Origin of the sequence: Gordonia liuliyuniae, assembly GCF_021738805.1 — a bacterium.
In the GTDB taxonomy this organism is placed as follows: Bacteria; Actinomycetota; Actinomycetes; order Mycobacteriales; family Mycobacteriaceae; genus Gordonia; species Gordonia liuliyuniae.
In genome coordinates, this window is the sequence record NZ_JAKKOR010000013.1 from 244,697 (window position 1) to 260,975 (window position 16,279).

At 67.8% G+C, this 16,279-nt stretch carries 15 protein-coding genes and 1 pseudogene; 3 read left to right on the forward strand and 13 right to left on the reverse strand.

What is annotated here, in order from left to right; translation table 11 throughout:
• Nucleotides 1–4: 4 nt before the first annotated feature.
• The 13 genes and pseudogenes from L5G33_RS18310 to L5G33_RS18370 all read right to left on the reverse strand — a co-directional run bounded on the left by L5G33_RS18310 (nt 5) and on the right by L5G33_RS18370 (nt 12,857).
• Nucleotides 5–1,468 (reverse strand): NAD(P)H-hydrate dehydratase, encoded by a 1,464-nt coding sequence (locus tag L5G33_RS18310; RefSeq protein ID WP_236999601.1) that lies wholly within the window; start codon nt 1,466–1,468, stop codon nt 5–7.
• Between the two features lie 19 nt (nt 1,469–1,487).
• Nucleotides 1,488–3,350, reverse strand: coding sequence for a glutamine--fructose-6-phosphate transaminase (isomerizing) (gene glmS / locus L5G33_RS18315; protein WP_236999602.1), 1,863 nt, complete (start codon nt 3,348–3,350; stop codon nt 1,488–1,490).
• A gap of 18 nt (nt 3,351–3,368) precedes the next feature.
• Nucleotides 3,369–4,268 carry a dienelactone hydrolase family protein gene (locus L5G33_RS18320; protein WP_236999603.1) on the reverse strand — a complete coding sequence of 300 codons (900 nt, stop codon included), beginning with the start codon at nt 4,266–4,268 and terminating at the stop codon, nt 3,369–3,371.
• A 10-nt stretch (nt 4,269–4,278) separates the two neighbouring features.
• Entirely contained in the window at nt 4,279–4,482 is a 204-nt protein-coding gene (locus L5G33_RS18325) for a hypothetical protein (protein WP_236999604.1), read from the reverse strand.
• Nucleotides 4,479–5,093 (reverse strand): hypothetical protein, encoded by a 615-nt coding sequence (locus L5G33_RS18330; RefSeq protein ID WP_236999605.1) that lies wholly within the window; start codon nt 5,091–5,093, stop codon nt 4,479–4,481. Before L5G33_RS18330 ends, L5G33_RS18325 begins: the two co-directional genes overlap by 4 nt.
• Nucleotides 5,090–5,380 (reverse strand): hypothetical protein, encoded by a 291-nt coding sequence (locus tag L5G33_RS18335; protein WP_236999606.1) that lies wholly within the window; start codon nt 5,378–5,380, stop codon nt 5,090–5,092. The genes L5G33_RS18330 and L5G33_RS18335 overlap by 4 nt, the downstream gene beginning before the upstream one ends.
• Nucleotides 5,381–5,450: 70 nt before the next feature.
• Nucleotides 5,451–6,800 carry a phosphoglucosamine mutase gene (glmM, locus tag L5G33_RS18340; protein WP_236999607.1) on the reverse strand — a complete coding sequence of 450 codons (1,350 nt, stop codon included), beginning with the start codon at nt 6,798–6,800 and terminating at the stop codon, nt 5,451–5,453.
• A gap of 14 nt (nt 6,801–6,814) precedes the next feature.
• Entirely contained in the window at nt 6,815–7,333 is a 519-nt protein-coding gene (rpsI, locus tag L5G33_RS18345) for a 30S ribosomal protein S9 (RefSeq protein ID WP_236999608.1), read from the reverse strand.
• Nucleotides 7,330–7,773: a 50S ribosomal protein L13 gene (gene rplM / locus L5G33_RS18350; RefSeq protein ID WP_236999609.1), complete on the reverse strand. Its 444-nt coding sequence runs from the start codon at nt 7,771–7,773 to the stop codon at nt 7,330–7,332. The genes rpsI and rplM overlap by 4 nt, the downstream gene beginning before the upstream one ends.
• A gap of 148 nt (nt 7,774–7,921) precedes the next feature.
• Entirely contained in the window at nt 7,922–8,455 is a 534-nt protein-coding gene (locus L5G33_RS18355) for a YceI family protein (RefSeq protein WP_236999610.1), read from the reverse strand.
• A 94-nt stretch (nt 8,456–8,549) separates the two neighbouring features.
• Complete coding sequence (locus tag L5G33_RS18360) at nt 8,550–9,683, reverse strand: type VII secretion-associated protein (RefSeq protein ID WP_236999611.1); 1,134 nt, start codon at nt 9,681–9,683, stop codon at nt 8,550–8,552.
• Nucleotides 9,680–12,103: pseudogene (eccCb, locus tag L5G33_RS18365) on the reverse strand (type VII secretion protein EccCb); the annotation flags it as partial. The gene L5G33_RS18360 and the pseudogene eccCb, both read right to left, overlap by 4 nt.
• A gap of 178 nt (nt 12,104–12,281) precedes the next feature.
• Nucleotides 12,282–12,857 carry a TetR/AcrR family transcriptional regulator gene (locus tag L5G33_RS18370; protein ID WP_236999612.1) on the reverse strand — a complete coding sequence of 192 codons (576 nt, stop codon included), beginning with the start codon at nt 12,855–12,857 and terminating at the stop codon, nt 12,282–12,284.
• Nucleotides 12,858–13,001: 144 nt separating this feature from the next.
• Here L5G33_RS18370 and L5G33_RS18375 point away from each other — a divergent pair, with 144 nt between their 5' ends.
• The 3 genes from L5G33_RS18375 to L5G33_RS18385 all read left to right on the forward strand — a co-directional run bounded on the left by L5G33_RS18375 (nt 13,002) and on the right by L5G33_RS18385 (nt 16,155).
• The gene (locus L5G33_RS18375) at nt 13,002–14,009 is read left to right on the forward strand and encodes an alcohol dehydrogenase catalytic domain-containing protein (protein WP_236999613.1); all 1,008 of its coding nucleotides are present in this window, start codon (nt 13,002–13,004) and stop codon (nt 14,007–14,009) included.
• Between the two features lie 316 nt (nt 14,010–14,325).
• Complete coding sequence (locus tag L5G33_RS18380; protein ID WP_236999614.1) at nt 14,326–15,618, forward strand: glutaminase; 1,293 nt, start codon at nt 14,326–14,328, stop codon at nt 15,616–15,618.
• A 51-nt stretch (nt 15,619–15,669) separates the two neighbouring features.
• Nucleotides 15,670–16,155 carry an alpha/beta hydrolase gene (locus L5G33_RS18385; protein WP_236999615.1) on the forward strand — a complete coding sequence of 162 codons (486 nt, stop codon included), beginning with the start codon at nt 15,670–15,672 and terminating at the stop codon, nt 16,153–16,155.
• Nucleotides 16,156–16,279 lie beyond the last annotated feature (124 nt).

A 16,279-nucleotide genomic window follows, 5' to 3' on the forward strand; every position in this document is an offset into this window, starting at 1 on the left:
ACTTCTATTGTCGCAAACGCAGCAGTTCGCGTAACGCGGGCGCGACCGCCGCGACGAGGTCGGACGCTCCGATCGGTGCTCCCCCGCTCGCGCGCGCTGCCGCGTGGGCGTGCAGTCGGGCGGCCATCGTCCCGGCTTCGCGCGGCGCGATGCCCGCGGCCAGGAGCGCGCCCGCGATACCGGAGAGGACGTCGCCGGAACCCGCGGTGGCCGCCCACGACGAACCCGCGTCGGCCCCCCACGCGGTGGCGTCGGAGTCGGCGACGAGCGTGACGCGACCCTTGAGGAGGACGGTGACGCCCAGGTCAGCGGCCAGACGCCGGACCGCGGCGAGTCGGTCCTCGGCGAGGAGGTCGGCGGCGGTGCTGCCCGCCGCGACTGCGAGTCGGGTGAACTCACCCGCGTGCGGGGTCAGCAGGACCGGGCTCTCTCGGGAGGCTATCGCGGCGCGCAGGTCGGCGTCGGCGGCGAGGACGGTCAGCGCGTCGGCATCGACGAGGACGGGAACGCGATCGGCGAGGATCCGGCGCAGCGCGTCGGCAGAATCACTGTCGGTACCGAATCCGGGACCGATCACCCACGCCTGGACGCGGCCCGCGTCGTCGAGGTCGGCCACCGCCACCGCCTCTGGGCGATGTGCGACGACCTGCGCCGTAGCAGATCCGACATAGCGGGTCATTCCCGATGTGGCGGCGATCGCGGCGGTCGTCGCGAGGACCGCCGCCCCGGGGTAGCGGGCCGATCCGGCGATCACGCCGACGACGCCCTGCGTGTACTTGTCGTCGGACGGGCCGGGCAACGGCCAGGCGCGGGCCACGTCGCCGTCCGACGGCGACGCGATCTCAGGACGTTCGGGAGCCTCGATCCCGATGTCGCGCACGGTGATCGACCCGCACGAGGGTGCCGCGAGCAGGTGGGCGAGCCGACGTAGCGAGAACGTGACGGTCGCGTCGGCCCGCACCGACGGGGTGTGAACGATCCCGGTGTCGGGGTCGACCCCGGACGGCAGGTCGACGGCGACGACCGGGATGCCGGCCTGCGCGACGTCGGCCATCAGCGTCGCGGCCGGTTCACGCAACGGCCCGTGGCCGCCGAGTCCGACGATCGCGTCGACGACCAGGTCGGCGCCGTCGAAAGGGTCAGCGTCGGTGACGTGGCCGCCGACGACACGGAAGTCGGCGAGCCCGGCCTCGTGCACACGGTCGGGCGCGGTCAGGACGGCCCGCACTCGGACGCCGCGGCCGCGGAGATGTCGGGCCGCGTACAGGGCGTCGCCACCGTTGTCGCCCGCACCGACGACGAGCACGACGGTCCGGCCGTACACGCCGTCGTAGCGGCGACGCAGTTCGTCGAGGACAGTCGCCGCCACACCGTGTGCGGCCCGCGCCATCAGCACCCCGTCGGTCAGCAGTGGCCCGGTGGCACGCTCGGCGTCCCGAATCGACTGCGCGGCATGGAATCCGATCACGACGAGGCCGCCTCCTGCGCTATTCGACGGTGACCGATTTGGCCAGGTTCCGCGGCTTGTCGACGTCGTACCCGCGCGACTGCGCGACGGTCGCGGCGAACACCTGCAGCGGGACCGTCGACACGAGTGGCTGCAGCAGCGTCGGCGTCGCCGGGATCGGGATCAGGTGGTCGGCGATGGCCGCAGCGGCTTCGTCGTCCGGTTCGGCGATCACGATGGTCGTCGCACCGCGCGCCTGGATCTCGCGGATGTTGCTGACCATCTTCGAGTGCAGCAGGGCGCGTCCGGTCGGCGACGGCATCACGATGATCACCGGCAGACCGTCCTCGATGAGCGCGATCGGGCCGTGCTTGAGCTCGCCGGCCGCGAAGCCCTCAGCATGGATGTACGCGAGCTCCTTGAGCTTCAGCGCGCCTTCGAGGGCCACCGGGTAACCGACGTGACGCCCGAGGAACAGGACGGTGTCGCTCGACGCGAACGACCGGGCCAACTCGCGGACCGGCTCCATCTGTTCCAGGACCGTCTGGACGGCCGCCGGGATCTGCTCGAGTTCGGTGAACTCCCGGACCACCTCGTCCTGGTATTTGGTGCCGAGCGCCTGCGCCAGCGCCAGACCCACCAAGTAGGCGGCGGCGATCTGCGCGAGGAAGCACTTGGTGGACGCGACACCGATCTCCGGTCCGGCGTGCGTGTACAGCACTGCATCGGATTCGCGCGGGATCTGGGCGCCGTTGGTGTTGCAGATCGCGAGGACGCGGGCCTTCTGGTCCTTGGCGTGGCGGACTGCCTCGAGGGTGTCGGCGGTCTCGCCGGACTGGCTGATCGCGACGACGAGCGTCGAACGTCCCAGCACCGGGTCCCGGTAGCGGAACTCGCTGGCCAGTTCGACTTCGACGGGCAACCGCGTCCAGTGCTCGATCGCGTACTTGGCGATGAGGCCCGCGTGGTAGGCGGTGCCGCAGGCGACGACGAACACCTTGTCGACGTCACGAAGATCCTGGTCGGACAGTCGTTGCTCGTCGAGGACGATGCGGCCGTCCTGGAGGTGCCCTGACATGGTGCTCTCGAGGGCTTCGGGCTGCTCGGCGATCTCCTTGAGCATGAAGTAGTCGTAACCGCCCTTCTCGGCGGCTGCGAGATCCCAGTCGATGTGGAACGGGGTGCCGCCGGTCGCGGCGCCGTCGAAGTCGGTGATCGAGTAGCTGTCGGCGGTGATGACGACGACCTCGTCCTGGCCGAGCTCCACAGCATCGCGGGTGTGCTCGATGAACGCGGTCACGTCCGAGGCGACGAACATCTCGCCGTCTCCGACACCGACGACGAGCGGCGTGGACCGGCGGGCGGCGACGATGGTGCCTGGGTGGTCGGCGTGGGTGAACACGAGTGTGAACGCTCCTTCCAGACGGCGCAGCGTCGCGTACGCGCTCGCCACGAAGTCGCCCGCGTGCTCCCCGGAGGTGTATTCGCGTTCCAGCAGGTGAACCGCGGTCTCGGTGTCGGTGTCCGACGAGAACTCGACGCCTGCGTTCTCGAGTTCGACGCGCAGCGGCGAATAGTTCTCGATGATCCCGTTGTGGACGACGGCGAGCCTGCCGTCGGCACTCACGTGCGGGTGCGCATTGCGGTCGGTCGGCTGGCCGTGCGTCGCCCACCGCGTGTGGCCGATGCCGGTGCTGCCGCGCAGCGTCTCGGCGCCGACCTCGGCGATCTGCTTGTCGAGATTCTCCAGCCGGCCCGCCTTCTTCTCGACGGCCAGCCCTCCGTCACCGTCGAGAATGGCGACTCCGGCGGAGTCGTACCCCCGGTATTCCATCCGACGCAGAGCGTCGACGACGATGCCCAACGCGGGGCGCGCGCCCACGTATCCAACGATTCCGCACATGAGATAAAAGAGTACCGGCTACTCCTTGGGAGGCTTCGCTCCCAGCAGTTGTGACAGGTGATCGAGCGCGGCGGGCTCGGCCTCGTCCACCGAGGTCGCGACCGCATCGCCCATCGTGGCTTCCGGGTCGGAGAACGCCGCGTACCGCTCGTCGCCGGTCAGCGTGTGCAGCAGGTATCCGGTGAGTTGGGCGCGGACCGGGCCGTGCGTGTCCTTGTCGGCGCCGTTGACGCCGAGGAACGCCTTGAGTCCCCGCCGTTCCAGGAGGCCGCGATTGTCGGCGGCCTCGATGGTGCGGAACACCACATCTCCGCCGAGATTCTCGGCGAGGGCCAGCGCATTCCCGGTCATCGAGTCGATCTGTCCACCGGCCGCGAGCACGAGTGCAGGCGCGGTGACCGTCGCCGCGGCGGGCAGCAGATCGGCGGTGGTCGGCGCGCCGAAGACGGTGGCGAGGGCACTCAGCGCGATCGGCGGGCGTCCGAGGAGGACGGCTTCCGACGCGGCGCGCACCGCTGCCGCGGCACCGAAGCCGTGTCCGGCGACGCCGACGCGGTGCGGGTCGACGCTGACCGTGCCGTCGCCGAGTTGGACGCTCTGCAGCACGGTGACGGCGGCCCGCAAGTCGGTGGCGAGGTCGATGTCGGAGGCGAAGACTCCGGTCTGCCCGTCCGGGACGGCGACGACGATGCCCCATGACGCGAGGTGGAATACCAGGTCGCGGTAGCGTGGGCTGGCGGCGAGCCAGTCGTGGGCGAAGGCAACGGCCGGCAGCTTGGTGCCGACGCGTGGCGCGAAGATCTGGCCGCTCATCCCGACGATGCCGAGATCCCCGCGGTCCACCTTGTGGGGTCCGCGTCGTGTGAGTTCTGCCATCAGTTTGTCGGGCGGCGGCGCCACCACTTTCTTCCCGAACACGGTTCCTACCCTAACCCGGCGAGGCGCCTCGCTCGCGCACCCGCCGCCGGACCGCCGGTTCGAGCAGCGGCGGCAGGAGCGCAGTGTCGGCGGGTGCGGCAGGCGCGGGTCGTGGTGGCGGAGTCTGCCTGCGGAGCAGGTAGCGGCGTTCGGCGTCCTCGAAGGCCTCGGCCGCGACGTCCCCGGAACGAACGATCCGGTCGGCGGCACTCATCGCCTGCCCGCTAGGACGAGTTCGCCTGCGGACGGATGCCCTGGGCCGTCGTCGGCGGCGCCCATATCGGCGCTCACGGCGCGAACGGTGTCGGCGAGCGCCTCGGTGACCGTCCGGCCGACGGTGTCCGCGTACTCGATGCGTGCGATGAGTTCGCCACGCACGTCGTCGCGGGCCACCGATCCTGCCGCGACACTGATGCGCAGCGCGCCGATGTCGATCCCGCAGATCGTGGGTTCGCAGACGGTGGCCATGGCGTGACGGTAGCGGCCCATGACCTCGGTGACGGTCGACGTCGCGGCGTCGAGCGTGGCCGCTGTCTCGGCGATCTCGGCGACGACCGCGTCCACGTTCGTCGTCGCGGACGCCAACGCAATGCCTGCCGCGCCGCCGCCGCTCCCCGACCAGAGGTCACCGAAGGAGACGTCGGTCGACACGGTCGCGTCGTCAAGGAGACGCGCGGTGGCCCGGAGTCGGGCGGCGTCGGCGGCGAGCGCGTCGACGTCGAACGCCTCCGCGTCGCGGTGCGGCGCGCGAACGACGGTCTCGTCGTATGCGATCAGACCCAGGTCGGCCCCGACGTCGAGGATCATGATGAGGTCATCGATCACGGCAGACTCCGCAGACCGTGCGCGACGGCGGCGTCCGCGGCCGCCATTTCGGCGGCGTTCCGTCGGACGCGCCCGGCGGCGTCGCCGACTCCGCCCGCTGCACTCTCGAGACGGTCCGCGAGGTCGGTGAGTCGGGCGTCGAGGCCGGTCTCCCGTCCGTCGCGCCACCATGCTCCGAACCCGCCGGCGCGGAGTTCGGCGACGCAGTCGGCGGCATCGGACGCGAGCGCCGCCTGCCGCGCCGTGTGATCGATCAGTCCGTCAGCGTCGACGTGGACGCCCGTCATCTGCCTCATACTCTTTGGACGCAGCGGGACGCGTCCGGGTTCCCCGACACGCCGAGAGTGGCGGTAGTCCTCAGACTGCGGCGACGACGGCGGCGACGCGAGCGGCGATGTCGCGCGCGTCCTCATGCGTGCCCGCCTCGACCATGACCCGGACCAGTTGTTCGGTCCCCGAGGGGCGCAACAGGATTCGACCAGAACCGTCGAGCTCGCGTTCGGCGATCGAGACCGCCTGCCGCACCGTCTCGGCGAGTGCGACGGCATGCTTGTCGCTGACCGGGACGTTGATGAGTTCCTGCGGGAGCACGGTGACGACGCCCGCGAGGTCGGCGAGACGTTTACCGGTCGACGCGACCCGAGCCGCCAGCCGCAGGCCGGTGAGCACACCGTCGCCGGTGGTGCCCGCGGCCGGGATCACGATGTGGCCGGACTGCTCGCCGCCGAGCGCATACCCGCCCTTGCGGAGCTCCTCCAGGACGTAGCGGTCACCGACACCGGTCACCTTCACGTCGATCCCCGCCTCGCGCATCGCCAGGTGCAGACCGAGGTTGCTCATCACGGTCGCGACGAGCACGTCGTCGGTGAGTTCACCGCGTTCGTGCATGTCCAGGGCGAGGATCGCCATGATCATGTCGCCGTCGACCACGGCGCCCGTCGAATCGACGGCGAGACAGCGGTCGGCGTCGCCGTCGTGTGCGAGGCCCAGGTCGGCGCCGTGTTCGAGGACGGCGGCCTGCAAGACGTCGAGGTGCGTCGAACCGCAGCCGTCGTTGATGTTCACGCCGTCGGGCCGGCAGTGGATCGCGATCACCGTCGCGCCCGCCGCCTCGTACGCGTTCGGGCCGATGGTCGACGCGGCGCCGTTCGCGCCGTCGACGACCATCGTCAACCCCTCCAGCGAGCCGTCGACGGACGCGGCGAGGTGACGCAGATAGCGTTCCTCGGCGTCCGGGGCGTCGTGGAGACGCCCGACGCCTGCGCCTGTCGGACGCGGATTCGGCGCGCCCATGGCGGCTTCGATCGCGTCCTCGACATGGTCGGCCAGCTTGTGTCCGCCTGCCGCGAAGAATTTGATGCCGTTGTCGGGCATCGGATTGTGTGACGCGGAGATCATCACGCCGAAGTCGGCGCCGTAATCCGCGGTCAGGAATGCGACTGCGGGGGTCGGCACCACACCGACCCGGATCGCGTCCGCACCGGCGGCCGCGAGGCCCGCACACAGGGCGGCCTCGAGCAGTTCGCCGGAAGCTCGGGGGTCTCGACCGACCACGACACGAGGCCGGAGGCCTGACGCATCGTCTCGGGAGTTCTGTTGTGCACCGAGAACAGAAACGGCGGCCGAAGCCAGGCGCAACGCCAGCTCTGCAGTGAGCTGTGCGTTGGCCAGGCCTCGGACGCCGTCGGTGCCGAAAAGGCGTGCCACAGTAGCGAAGTCGATCAGCGCTTGCTGTACTGCGAAGCCTTGCGGGCCTTCTTCAAGCCGTACTTCTTACGCTCGACCGCACGTGCGTCACGCGTCAGGAAGCCAGCCTTCTTGAGGACCGCACGGTCCTCGGGGCTGACCTCGATGAGGCCGCGGGCGATTGCCAAACGCAGCGCGCCTGCCTGACCCGACGGGCCGCCGCCGACGAGGCGAGCGTGGATGTCGAACGAGTCAGTGCGCTCGACGGTCACCAGCGGAGCCTTGATGAGCTGCTGGTGGACCTTGTTGGGGAAGTAGTCCTCAAGGGTGCGGCCGTTGAGGCGGAAGTCACCGGTGCCCGAGACGAGGCGGACACGGACGACAGCTTCCTTACGACGACCGACGGTCTGGATCGGGTGTTCCAGGACCACCGGGCCGCGGGTCGATGCGCCTTCGACGGCGACCTCTTCGATCGACTCGCTCGTGTACGAGCCGTCCTCCAGGACGATCTCTTCTTCGGCGGCGACGACCTCGATGTTCTCGTTCTCGCTCACTGGGCAACCTGCTTGATCTCGAAGGGGACGGGCTGCTGAGCCGCGTGCGGGTGGTTCGGGCCTGCGTAGACCTTCAGCTTCTGGGCGATCTGATCGCCGAGCTTGTTCTTCGGCAGCATGCCCTTGACAGCCTTCTCCACGAGACGGTCGGGGCGGGTCGCGAGGACCTCACCGACGGTGCGGGACTTCAGGCCGCCCGGGTGACCCGAGTGGTGGTAGATGCGCTTGTCGTTCGCCTTGTTGCCGCTGATCGCGACCTTCTCGGCGTTGATGATGACGACGTAGTCGCCACCGTCGACGTGCGGGGCGTAGGTCGGCTTGTGCTTGCCGCGGAGCAGATTCGCGCTCTGCACGGCGAGGCGGCCGAGCACCACGTCGGTGGCGTCGATGACGTGCCACGTGCGGGTCACGTCACCTGCCTTGGGGCTGTAAGTAGCCACAGTAGGTCCTCACTTGATCGTTCGTTGCTGGTCAGGCAGGCGTGCACGCCGATTCCCGGCGACCAGTGGGGACCCGGGGGCGCGAAACGCACGCTGCCAGCGATCCAGAGTACGGGGCCGCGGCGGCGCAGGTCAAAACGGGTCGCGCCTACCCCGGGACGGAGAGGTCGAGGCGGACGGTCACCTCGTCGGCGACCTTCAGCGCGCCCATCATCGTGGAGAACTGTTTGATCCCGAAGTCGGTCTGGCGCACCGTGGTCTCGCCTGCGACACGTCGGTCCGCGCCGCTGCCCGACGGCGCGACGACCACGCTGTGCTCACGAGAGCGCCCGGCGATGGTGAGCGTCCCGTCGATGCGGTACCCGTCGCCGTCGGCGGCGACACTGGTCGAGACGAAGGTGATCTCGGCGAACTCGTCGGCTTTCAACGACTTGACCGCGTTGCCGCGGGCGACGCCGCGCTCGGGTGCGCTCATCGGCGTGAGGCCGCCTTCTCCGGAGATCACCTGGAGCGAGTCGACGACGACGCGGACCCGTACCTGCGACGGTGCGTCGACGTCGACGGTCGCTGACCAGTCGGTGAAACCGATCGTCAGACTGTGCCCGGTGCGGGCGGCTTTGCCTGCCACGCCCGTGTGCAGGGTGAGTTCTCCGGTGTCCGGGCCGAAAGTCGTGGTGCTCATGCACGCCAGCGTACGGGCGCGTGACCTCACTTTCCCCGGTGAGCGTCGGCATTCGCTCCAGAGACGATGCTGGCGCTCACCGGGGAAAGTGAGGTCACGCGGGTCGCAGCGATGCGACGACGTCGGCGCAGACTGTGTCGATCGCCTGCTCGCCGCTCCCCCGCTGGCATCCGACGCTCGTCTGAATCGACCGTTCGACGTCGACGTACCAGGCGATCGGCGGGCCGGATTCGGGACGTTCCCGATAGGAGATGACGCGTCGCCCGCCGAACACCGTGTCGGGCGCGAACTCGAGGACCGCGTCGTGGGCGCGCTGGGCGATTCGGTTGGCCAGGCTCTCCGCGACGCTCGCCCGTGTGGAGCCGACCCGCAGGGTGGTGACGACCACGACGATCCGGCTCCCGTCGGAGTCGGTGAACACCGCTCGCTCCCCGGAACCGTCGGCGGGACGGTCGTCGGACAGGTCCGACCGCTCCCAGCCCGCAGGCGCCTTCACCTGCACGGGCCCGACCCGTTGATCGGTCATCGCCGACTCGGCGGGCGACGGACCCGGTTTGACCAGGAACCAGCCGAGGCCGAGGAGTGCGCACGCGACGACGCCGACCACAAGCGGCGCCTTGGGGCGCGGCGACGGTGCGGGCGGCGGCGGGATCGCCGCGGCCAACCTGGCCCGCGCCGATACCGCTCGTCCCCCGTGCCTGGTGAGGAGAGCCCGGTCGGCGCGGACCACACCACCGGACGGTGCGGTGATAGTCCGCAGCGCGTCGTCGATCGAAGCCTGGTCGGGTCCGTCGACGACGGCGACGTCGGCGGCCGAGACGATCGTCGCCCACTCGTCGTCGTCGGGGACGTCGGCGGGCAGTGTCACGGCGACGCCGGTGATCGTCCAGTCGCCGTCACGCAACTGCAGGAGATGTGCCGCCCAGTGGCCGCCGGTCGACGGCACGACTGCGGTCTCGATCACCGCGCAACGCTGTACGGACGCGTCGGCGTAGCTCCGTGCGAGGGCGAGAGCCCGCGGCACGGGGGTCGCGGTGACGCCGACCGCGGCGAGTCGGCGGGTGAGTTCGGCGATCCGGCGCGTACCCCACGTCGACGGATGCGTGACCTGCACGGTTCCCGGCGGGACGGCGATCGGGACGGCCAGCCCGGGTTCGTCGATGTGCTCGAACATCTCGTCGACGCCGCGATGGTTCTCGCCGTATCCGAGGTCGAGGACGCCACTCACCGGTCGGTCCCCCCGTCTGGTGCGACCATGTCGGGTGCGACCACCTGGACGGCTTCGGCGCGACGGCTCCGCGAGATGTATTCGCCTCGCCCGACGCCGAGCTTGCGCATCCGATGCCTGCCGACGATGTAGCCCTCGTCGGGGTCGCCCGCCATCAGGAACACGTCGCACGAGAGGTCCCGCATGCGGGCGATGAACGGGTCGAACAGTGCACGCCCGATACCGCCCGACCGGCGCGCGAGGATCACCCGCAGGCCGATGTCGCGGGCGTGGCCGAGGAGGTCGGCGATCGGTGCGAGCGGGTTTCCGGCGGGGCTCGTGACGAGGTCGTAGTCGTCGATCACCAGGTAGACGTCGGGTCCGGTCCACCAGCTGCGGTCGGCGAGGTCGTCGGCGCTGACGTCGTCGGCGGGCAGCCGGGCGGTGAGGAATTCGGCGAGTTGCGCCATCATCGGCGCCGCTGTCCGGGTCGACGTCGCGTATCCGGCGAGGTGGTCGCCGGTGACGGCGCCGAGCAGGGTCCGCCGGTAGTCGACGAGCACGATCTTCACATCGGTCGCGGGCCCGGATGCGACGAGCCCGCCCACCAGCACGCGCAGTGTGTTGGTCTTGCCGGACTCGGCGTCGCCGAACACCAGCAGGTGCGCTTCGCGGGCGAAGTCGACGACGAACGGCGCGAGTTCGGCCTCCCCGAGCCCGATCGCGACCTGCCCGGGGCTCGACGGCTGTTCGTCGGCGGCGAACTCGGCTGCCGTCAGTTGCGTCGTGAGGGTCCGGACGGCGGGCGCCCGCTCGTCGGGATACCGTGCGGCGACCTCGTCGACGAGGGCCGTCGTCGATCCGTCGATGCTCGGCGAGGCGATCAGCAGGTGCAGTCCGTCTGCGGTGATGCCGCGGCCGGGCCGGTCGGCGGGCACGCGCGCGGCGCTGCGACGGTCCATCTCGGAGTCGAGGGCGTCGCCGAGTTTCAGTTCGATCCTGGTGCCGAGCAGGTCTTTCACGCTCGGTCGGATGTCGGCCCAGCGCGCGGCGGCGACCAGTACGTGCACCCGGTATGCGAGGCCGCGTGCGACGAGGTCGGTCACCTGTTCTTCTAATTCTTCGAACTCGTTGCGCAGGACGCCGAACCCGTCGATCACCAGGAAGACGTCGCCGTACCCGTCGTCGGGGCCGTCCGGCGCGGCCGCTTCTCGCGCGGTGAGGACACCGGCTACTTCGGCGACGGTGCGGCGCACCGCGTCCGGCCTAGTACGCGGCGCGACGCCGCCGACGTGCGGCAGTCCGGCGATCGCGGCGAGCGCTCCGCCGCCGAAGTCGAGGCAGTACACGCTCGCCTCGCCGGGTGCGTGGCCGAGCGCGAGGCCGGCGATGAGGGTGCAGAGCGCGGTCGACTTGCCCGATCGCGGTCCGCCGACGACCGCCGCGTGACCGGCGGCGCCGGAGAGGTCGACGAGCAGCGGGTCGCGCCGCTGATCGTAGGGGCGGTCGACGATGCCGAGGACCGTGCGGAGTCGGCCGGGCGAACCGCCGGTCTCGGCGAGCACGGTGTCGAGGCCGATCGCGGGTTCCAGCGGCGGCAGCCACACCGGGTGCGGTCGTGAGCCGTGACCGTGGATCCGTCCGACGAGTGTCGCCAACACGGTCGGCGCCATCGTGTCGGGCTCGTGCTCGGCGGGTTTCTCGTCGTCAGCGGGCAGTCGCACTATGGTGTCGGCGTTCCAGATGCGGACGACGCCCGCGGGCCCGTGTTCTCCGGCGACGGCGTCGGCGGCAGGCGGGGTGTACGGCCCGGACACGTACGACGTCCGGAAGCGCACCGGCGTCGACGAGTCGCATTTGAGGTAGGCGGCCCCCGGTTCGCTCGGCAGATGGTAGGCGTCGGGTACTCCGAGCACGGTGCGGGATTCGTTGGCGGAGAATGTCTTCAACCCGATCCGGTACGACAGGTGACTGTCGAGTCCGCGTAGACGTACTTCCTCCAACCGTTGCGAGGCGAGGAGCAGGTGGATGTGCAACGACCGTCCGAGTCGGCCGATCGCGACGAACAGTTCGGCGAAGTCCGGCTTCTGTGCGAGCAGTTCGGAGAATTCGTCCACGACGACGACCAGCGCGGGCAACGGCGGCAGGTCGGCGCCCGCGGCGCGGGCCCGCTCGTAATCGGTGACGTTCGCAAAGTTGCCCGCCGCGCGCAGCAGTTCCTGGCGGCGGTGCAGTTCGCCGGAGAGCGCGTCGGCCATCCGGTCGACCATCTCCAACTCGTGTTCGAGATTCGTGATGACGGCCGCGACATGATTCGACGACTCTAGGCCGAGAAACGTTGCGCCGCCTTTGAAGTCGACCAAGACGAGGTTCAGTTCGTTCGGCGAATGCGTGGCCATCAAGCCGAGTACGAGGGTCCTGAGCAGTTCGGATTTACCGGACCTTGGATAGTGACTGCTATTTGGCCTTCAGGCCGAACGGGTGGCGGCAGCAGAGGTTGCCGACAAGCGACCATTGAACCTCCATAACACTGCCAAAGGCCCTCCGCTCAGCGTGGCGCAACGCCAACTGCAGCCCAACGACCGGGCGCGGAGATCCTCTGGGACGTTAGACAATCGGTCAGCAGCAAGAGGTGAAGGCGCACAAGGCCCGCTCCATGGCAGCACGATGGCGCACGAGTCGCTCCTGCGAGTCAGGCGGTTCAGGAGCGAGAGTTCGCAGTGCAGGCGAGGCGCTCGCCCAGGCAGTGGCTGTACTGATCGTGAGGGCAAGAAGATCGGCGGGGTCGCTGGGGGCAGCGATATCGCCCTTCTTCTGAGCATCGGCGATCGCTGTCACTTTCGGGCGGTAGGCCTCGATTTCGGCTGGCGTAGGCGTTGGTCGCTCAAGCTGCGCCCAGGTGGTCAGACGCAGCACCTGCGGCTGAGCGCGCAGGTAGTCGAAGAGGCGGACACCGTATCCAGGGAGATCAGTCGCCGTAAACGGCACAGCAGAAGCCATGTCAGCTAGCGCCTTAGCCACTACGAGGTCGAAGATCTCTTCTTTGTTACCGAAGTGGACGTAGATCGATCGCTTGTTCGCCGACGAAAGTTGAGCGATCCGGTCCATCCGGGCGCCAGCTAACCCATAGTTGGCGAACTCGCGCAGCGCCGCATCAAGGATGCGGGCCTTCGTAGCGGTCGCGTCAGGTGGCACCTCCTCACCATACCAAGAAAGTAACCAGACAGTTATTGACAGCCCGGAGCACCAATGGTTACCGTATGTAACGAACCGGTTAGATACATATATAACTGGTGGTCTTCGGTCCACGGAACAGGAGAAGCAATGAAGGCAGTTGTGATGACGGGCGCGAACAAGCCATGGGAGGTACAGGAGGTACCCACCCCGACGGCCGAGCCCGGGCAAGTACTAGTGAAGGTCCACGCGTCCGGGATGTGCTACACGGATGTATGGGCGACGCAGGGTGCGGGCGGGGACATCTATCCGCAGACCCCTGGCCACGAGGTCGTAGGAGAGATCGTCGAAGTGGGGGCCGGAGTGCATGGCCGCGAGGTTGGCGATCGAGTCGGCACCACCTGGGTGCAGCAGGCGTGCGGCCGCTGCGACTACTGCCGCCAGTACCGGCCACTGACCGGGCAGACCGCGATGAACTGTGCCTCGCCGCGCACTACTGGCTTCGCCGCCCAGGGGGGCCATGCGGAGTACATTGCGATCGCTGCCGAAGGGACAGTGCTGCTGCCAGACGGGCTGGACTATGTCGACGCTGCGCCGATGATGTGTGCGGGTTACACCACGTGGAGCGGCCTGCGCGATGCCGAGCTTCAGCCCGGCGAGAAGCTCGCTATCGTTGGTATCGGCGGATTGGGGCACGTCGCCATTCAGCTGGCCAAGGCTTCCGGTTTCGAAACGATCGCGATAACCCACTCACCGGACAAGCATGACCTAGCCAAGCAGTTGGGTGCCGACCATGTCGTCTCGAACGGCAAGGAGTTGGCCGATCTGGGCGGGGCAGACGTTCTACTGGTCACCACCAACGCTTTCGACGCCGCAGAGGATGCGATGGCGGGCCTGCGACCCGATGGCCGGGTGGTCTTGAGTGGACTGGACTTCACTCAGCCGTTCGAAATCTCCTCCGAGGGCGTGCCATTCCACATGATGCGCCAGCGGATCATCGGCTCCACCCACGGCGGTCAGCGATACCTTGGCGAAGTCCTCGATCTCGCCGGCCAGGGCAAGGTCAAACCGATCACCGAGACGTTCACGCTCGACCAGGCCACCGACGCTTTCGACAAGCTATCTACCGGCAAGATGCGCTTCCGCGGCGTATTCACGCCCCACAAAGGCTGATCGAACGGTTCGTAGCCCAAGGTCTACCGTCGCGGCCCGGGGCTACGAACCGTCACCCCCAAAATCTCCACCAACATGTTGGCAGCAAGCCCGATACGCGTGCGTCACAAAAATGCATATCCGTGGGAACTGACGGTGTCCGTCGAGGCCCCGACGCAGAAGGAGCTCCCGCAACGGGCGGCTCCACGACCTCGCGAAATCGTCGTGGGGGTTCCCAGGCTCATCCTTACGAGCGAGGTTCCACGTTCGAGGTCGGCTGCACCGTGATGCTCCAATTAGTTGCGACTTGCCCGGTTGCCGATAGAAGGACGACACCATGAGGTCACCCATTCTGGACTATCTCGATACGGTCATCGAGCAGACCGCTCACGTTGATTCCGGTGCGCTCGCCGACTACATTCCCGAACTTGCAGCGGCCGACCCGACTCGGGTCGCAGTTGCTCTTTGCACGGTCAACGGCACCGTTTACGCCAGTGGCGACACCGATCACCACTTCAGTATCCAGTCAATGTCAAAGCCATTCGCTTACGCCCTCGCCATCGAGGACTACGGACTCGAATCGGTGCTCGACCACGTCGGGGTCGAGCCCAGCGGTGACACCTTCAACGAACTCTCCCTCGATCCCGAAACCGGCAAACCGCGTAACCCGATGATCAACGCCGGTGCCATCACCACCCACGCGCTACTCAAAACCGAGCACGGGTCGTCTGTCGAACGGATGCTCAACCTATTCTCGAAACTCTCAGATCGCCGGATCGAGATTGATGAGTCAGTCGCAACGTCAGAGTTGGGTACCGGCGACCGCAACCTCGGACTCGCGCATCTTCTACGAGCGACGGGAGCGCTCACACAGGAGCCCCGGACCGCCGTCGAGGGATACATCCGCCAATGCGCAGCCTCGGTCACCGTGCGCGATCTCGCACTTATGGCGGCGACGCTTGCCAACTCCGGCGTTCAACCACACACCCAAGAGCGAGTCTTCCGCCGAGACACCACCAGACAGGTACTGAGCGTCATGGCATCTTGCGGCATGTACGACGCGGCCGGAGACTGGCTCTCCACCGTAGGCATCCCCGCCAAGAGCGGAGTCGCCGGAGGCATCATCGGCGTCCTGCCCGGGCAGATCGGCGTCGCAGCCTTTTCTCCCAGACTCGATATGCATGGCAACAGCGCACGCGGAGTCGATATGATGCAGAAGCTCTCCCAGGATCTCGGCCTGCACCTCATGGAGGCAGGAAGACCAGCGCGCTCCTCTCTACGGGAGACACGGACAGCTACAGTCGATGGGCAGAAAGCAACGATCTACGTCCTCCAAGGCGATCTGGTCCTCAGTTCTATCGAATCCCTCGTGAGTGAAATCATCAACAGCGCTCCAGGAACCGATCTCGTGATATTTGATATGAGCCGCGTCGATGACGTGCTCCCTGTTGCCCGACGCACGTCCTCGGATATGGCGACCAAGCTCATCAACCGAGGCCACCGCATCGTCCTGGTGGACCCTGAAGCCACCGTCATCGACTTCCGAGACAGTCAAGGACGGACTGTCGAGCGATGGAGCCGACAGCAACTCGAGAACAGAACCGACGACGCCCGGCGCCCCGGACAATGACATGAAGAGTTCCCACGGATCAGATGCCTGGATTCACGGCACGGAGGAAACATGAAGCAACAGGACATCCTTCTCATCCACGGCACCTGGGGACACGGATACGAGTGGGACAACTTCGGATCTGAACTCACCAAACGCGGTTATCGCGTCCATGCACCGAGCTGGAGAGCACACGGACATCCCCGCGAGATAGACATCTGGGGCACTGCAGAAGAAGTTTCTCAGCTCGGCCTGCTCGACTTCGTTGATGATTTCGTTCACCTCGTCAACACGATGGATACTCCCCCGATCATCGTCGGACACTCTGCAGGAGGCCTCCTCGCACAGCTCGTGGCCGCTCGTGCTCGGCACTCCGGCATTGCGCTTCTAGCACCGGCCCCCGGTGCCGGGATCTTCGCCTTCTACCCCTCGGCACTTCAGCTCTGGGGACAGTTTGTCCCACACTGGGCCTTGGGAACGCCGATGTATCCGGTGAAGAAGGATAAATGGGAAAAGTACATCTGCAACACAACACCCCACGAGTTGTCCGACCAGTGAATCGCCCCGGCGTGTCCGGAGACTCTGTTCGTTGGGAAGGATGGAGTCATGTCAGGAAGTGGGACGAAGAGGTACCCGGCCGAGATGCGTGAGCGGGCGATCCGGATGGTCGCTGAGATTCGGG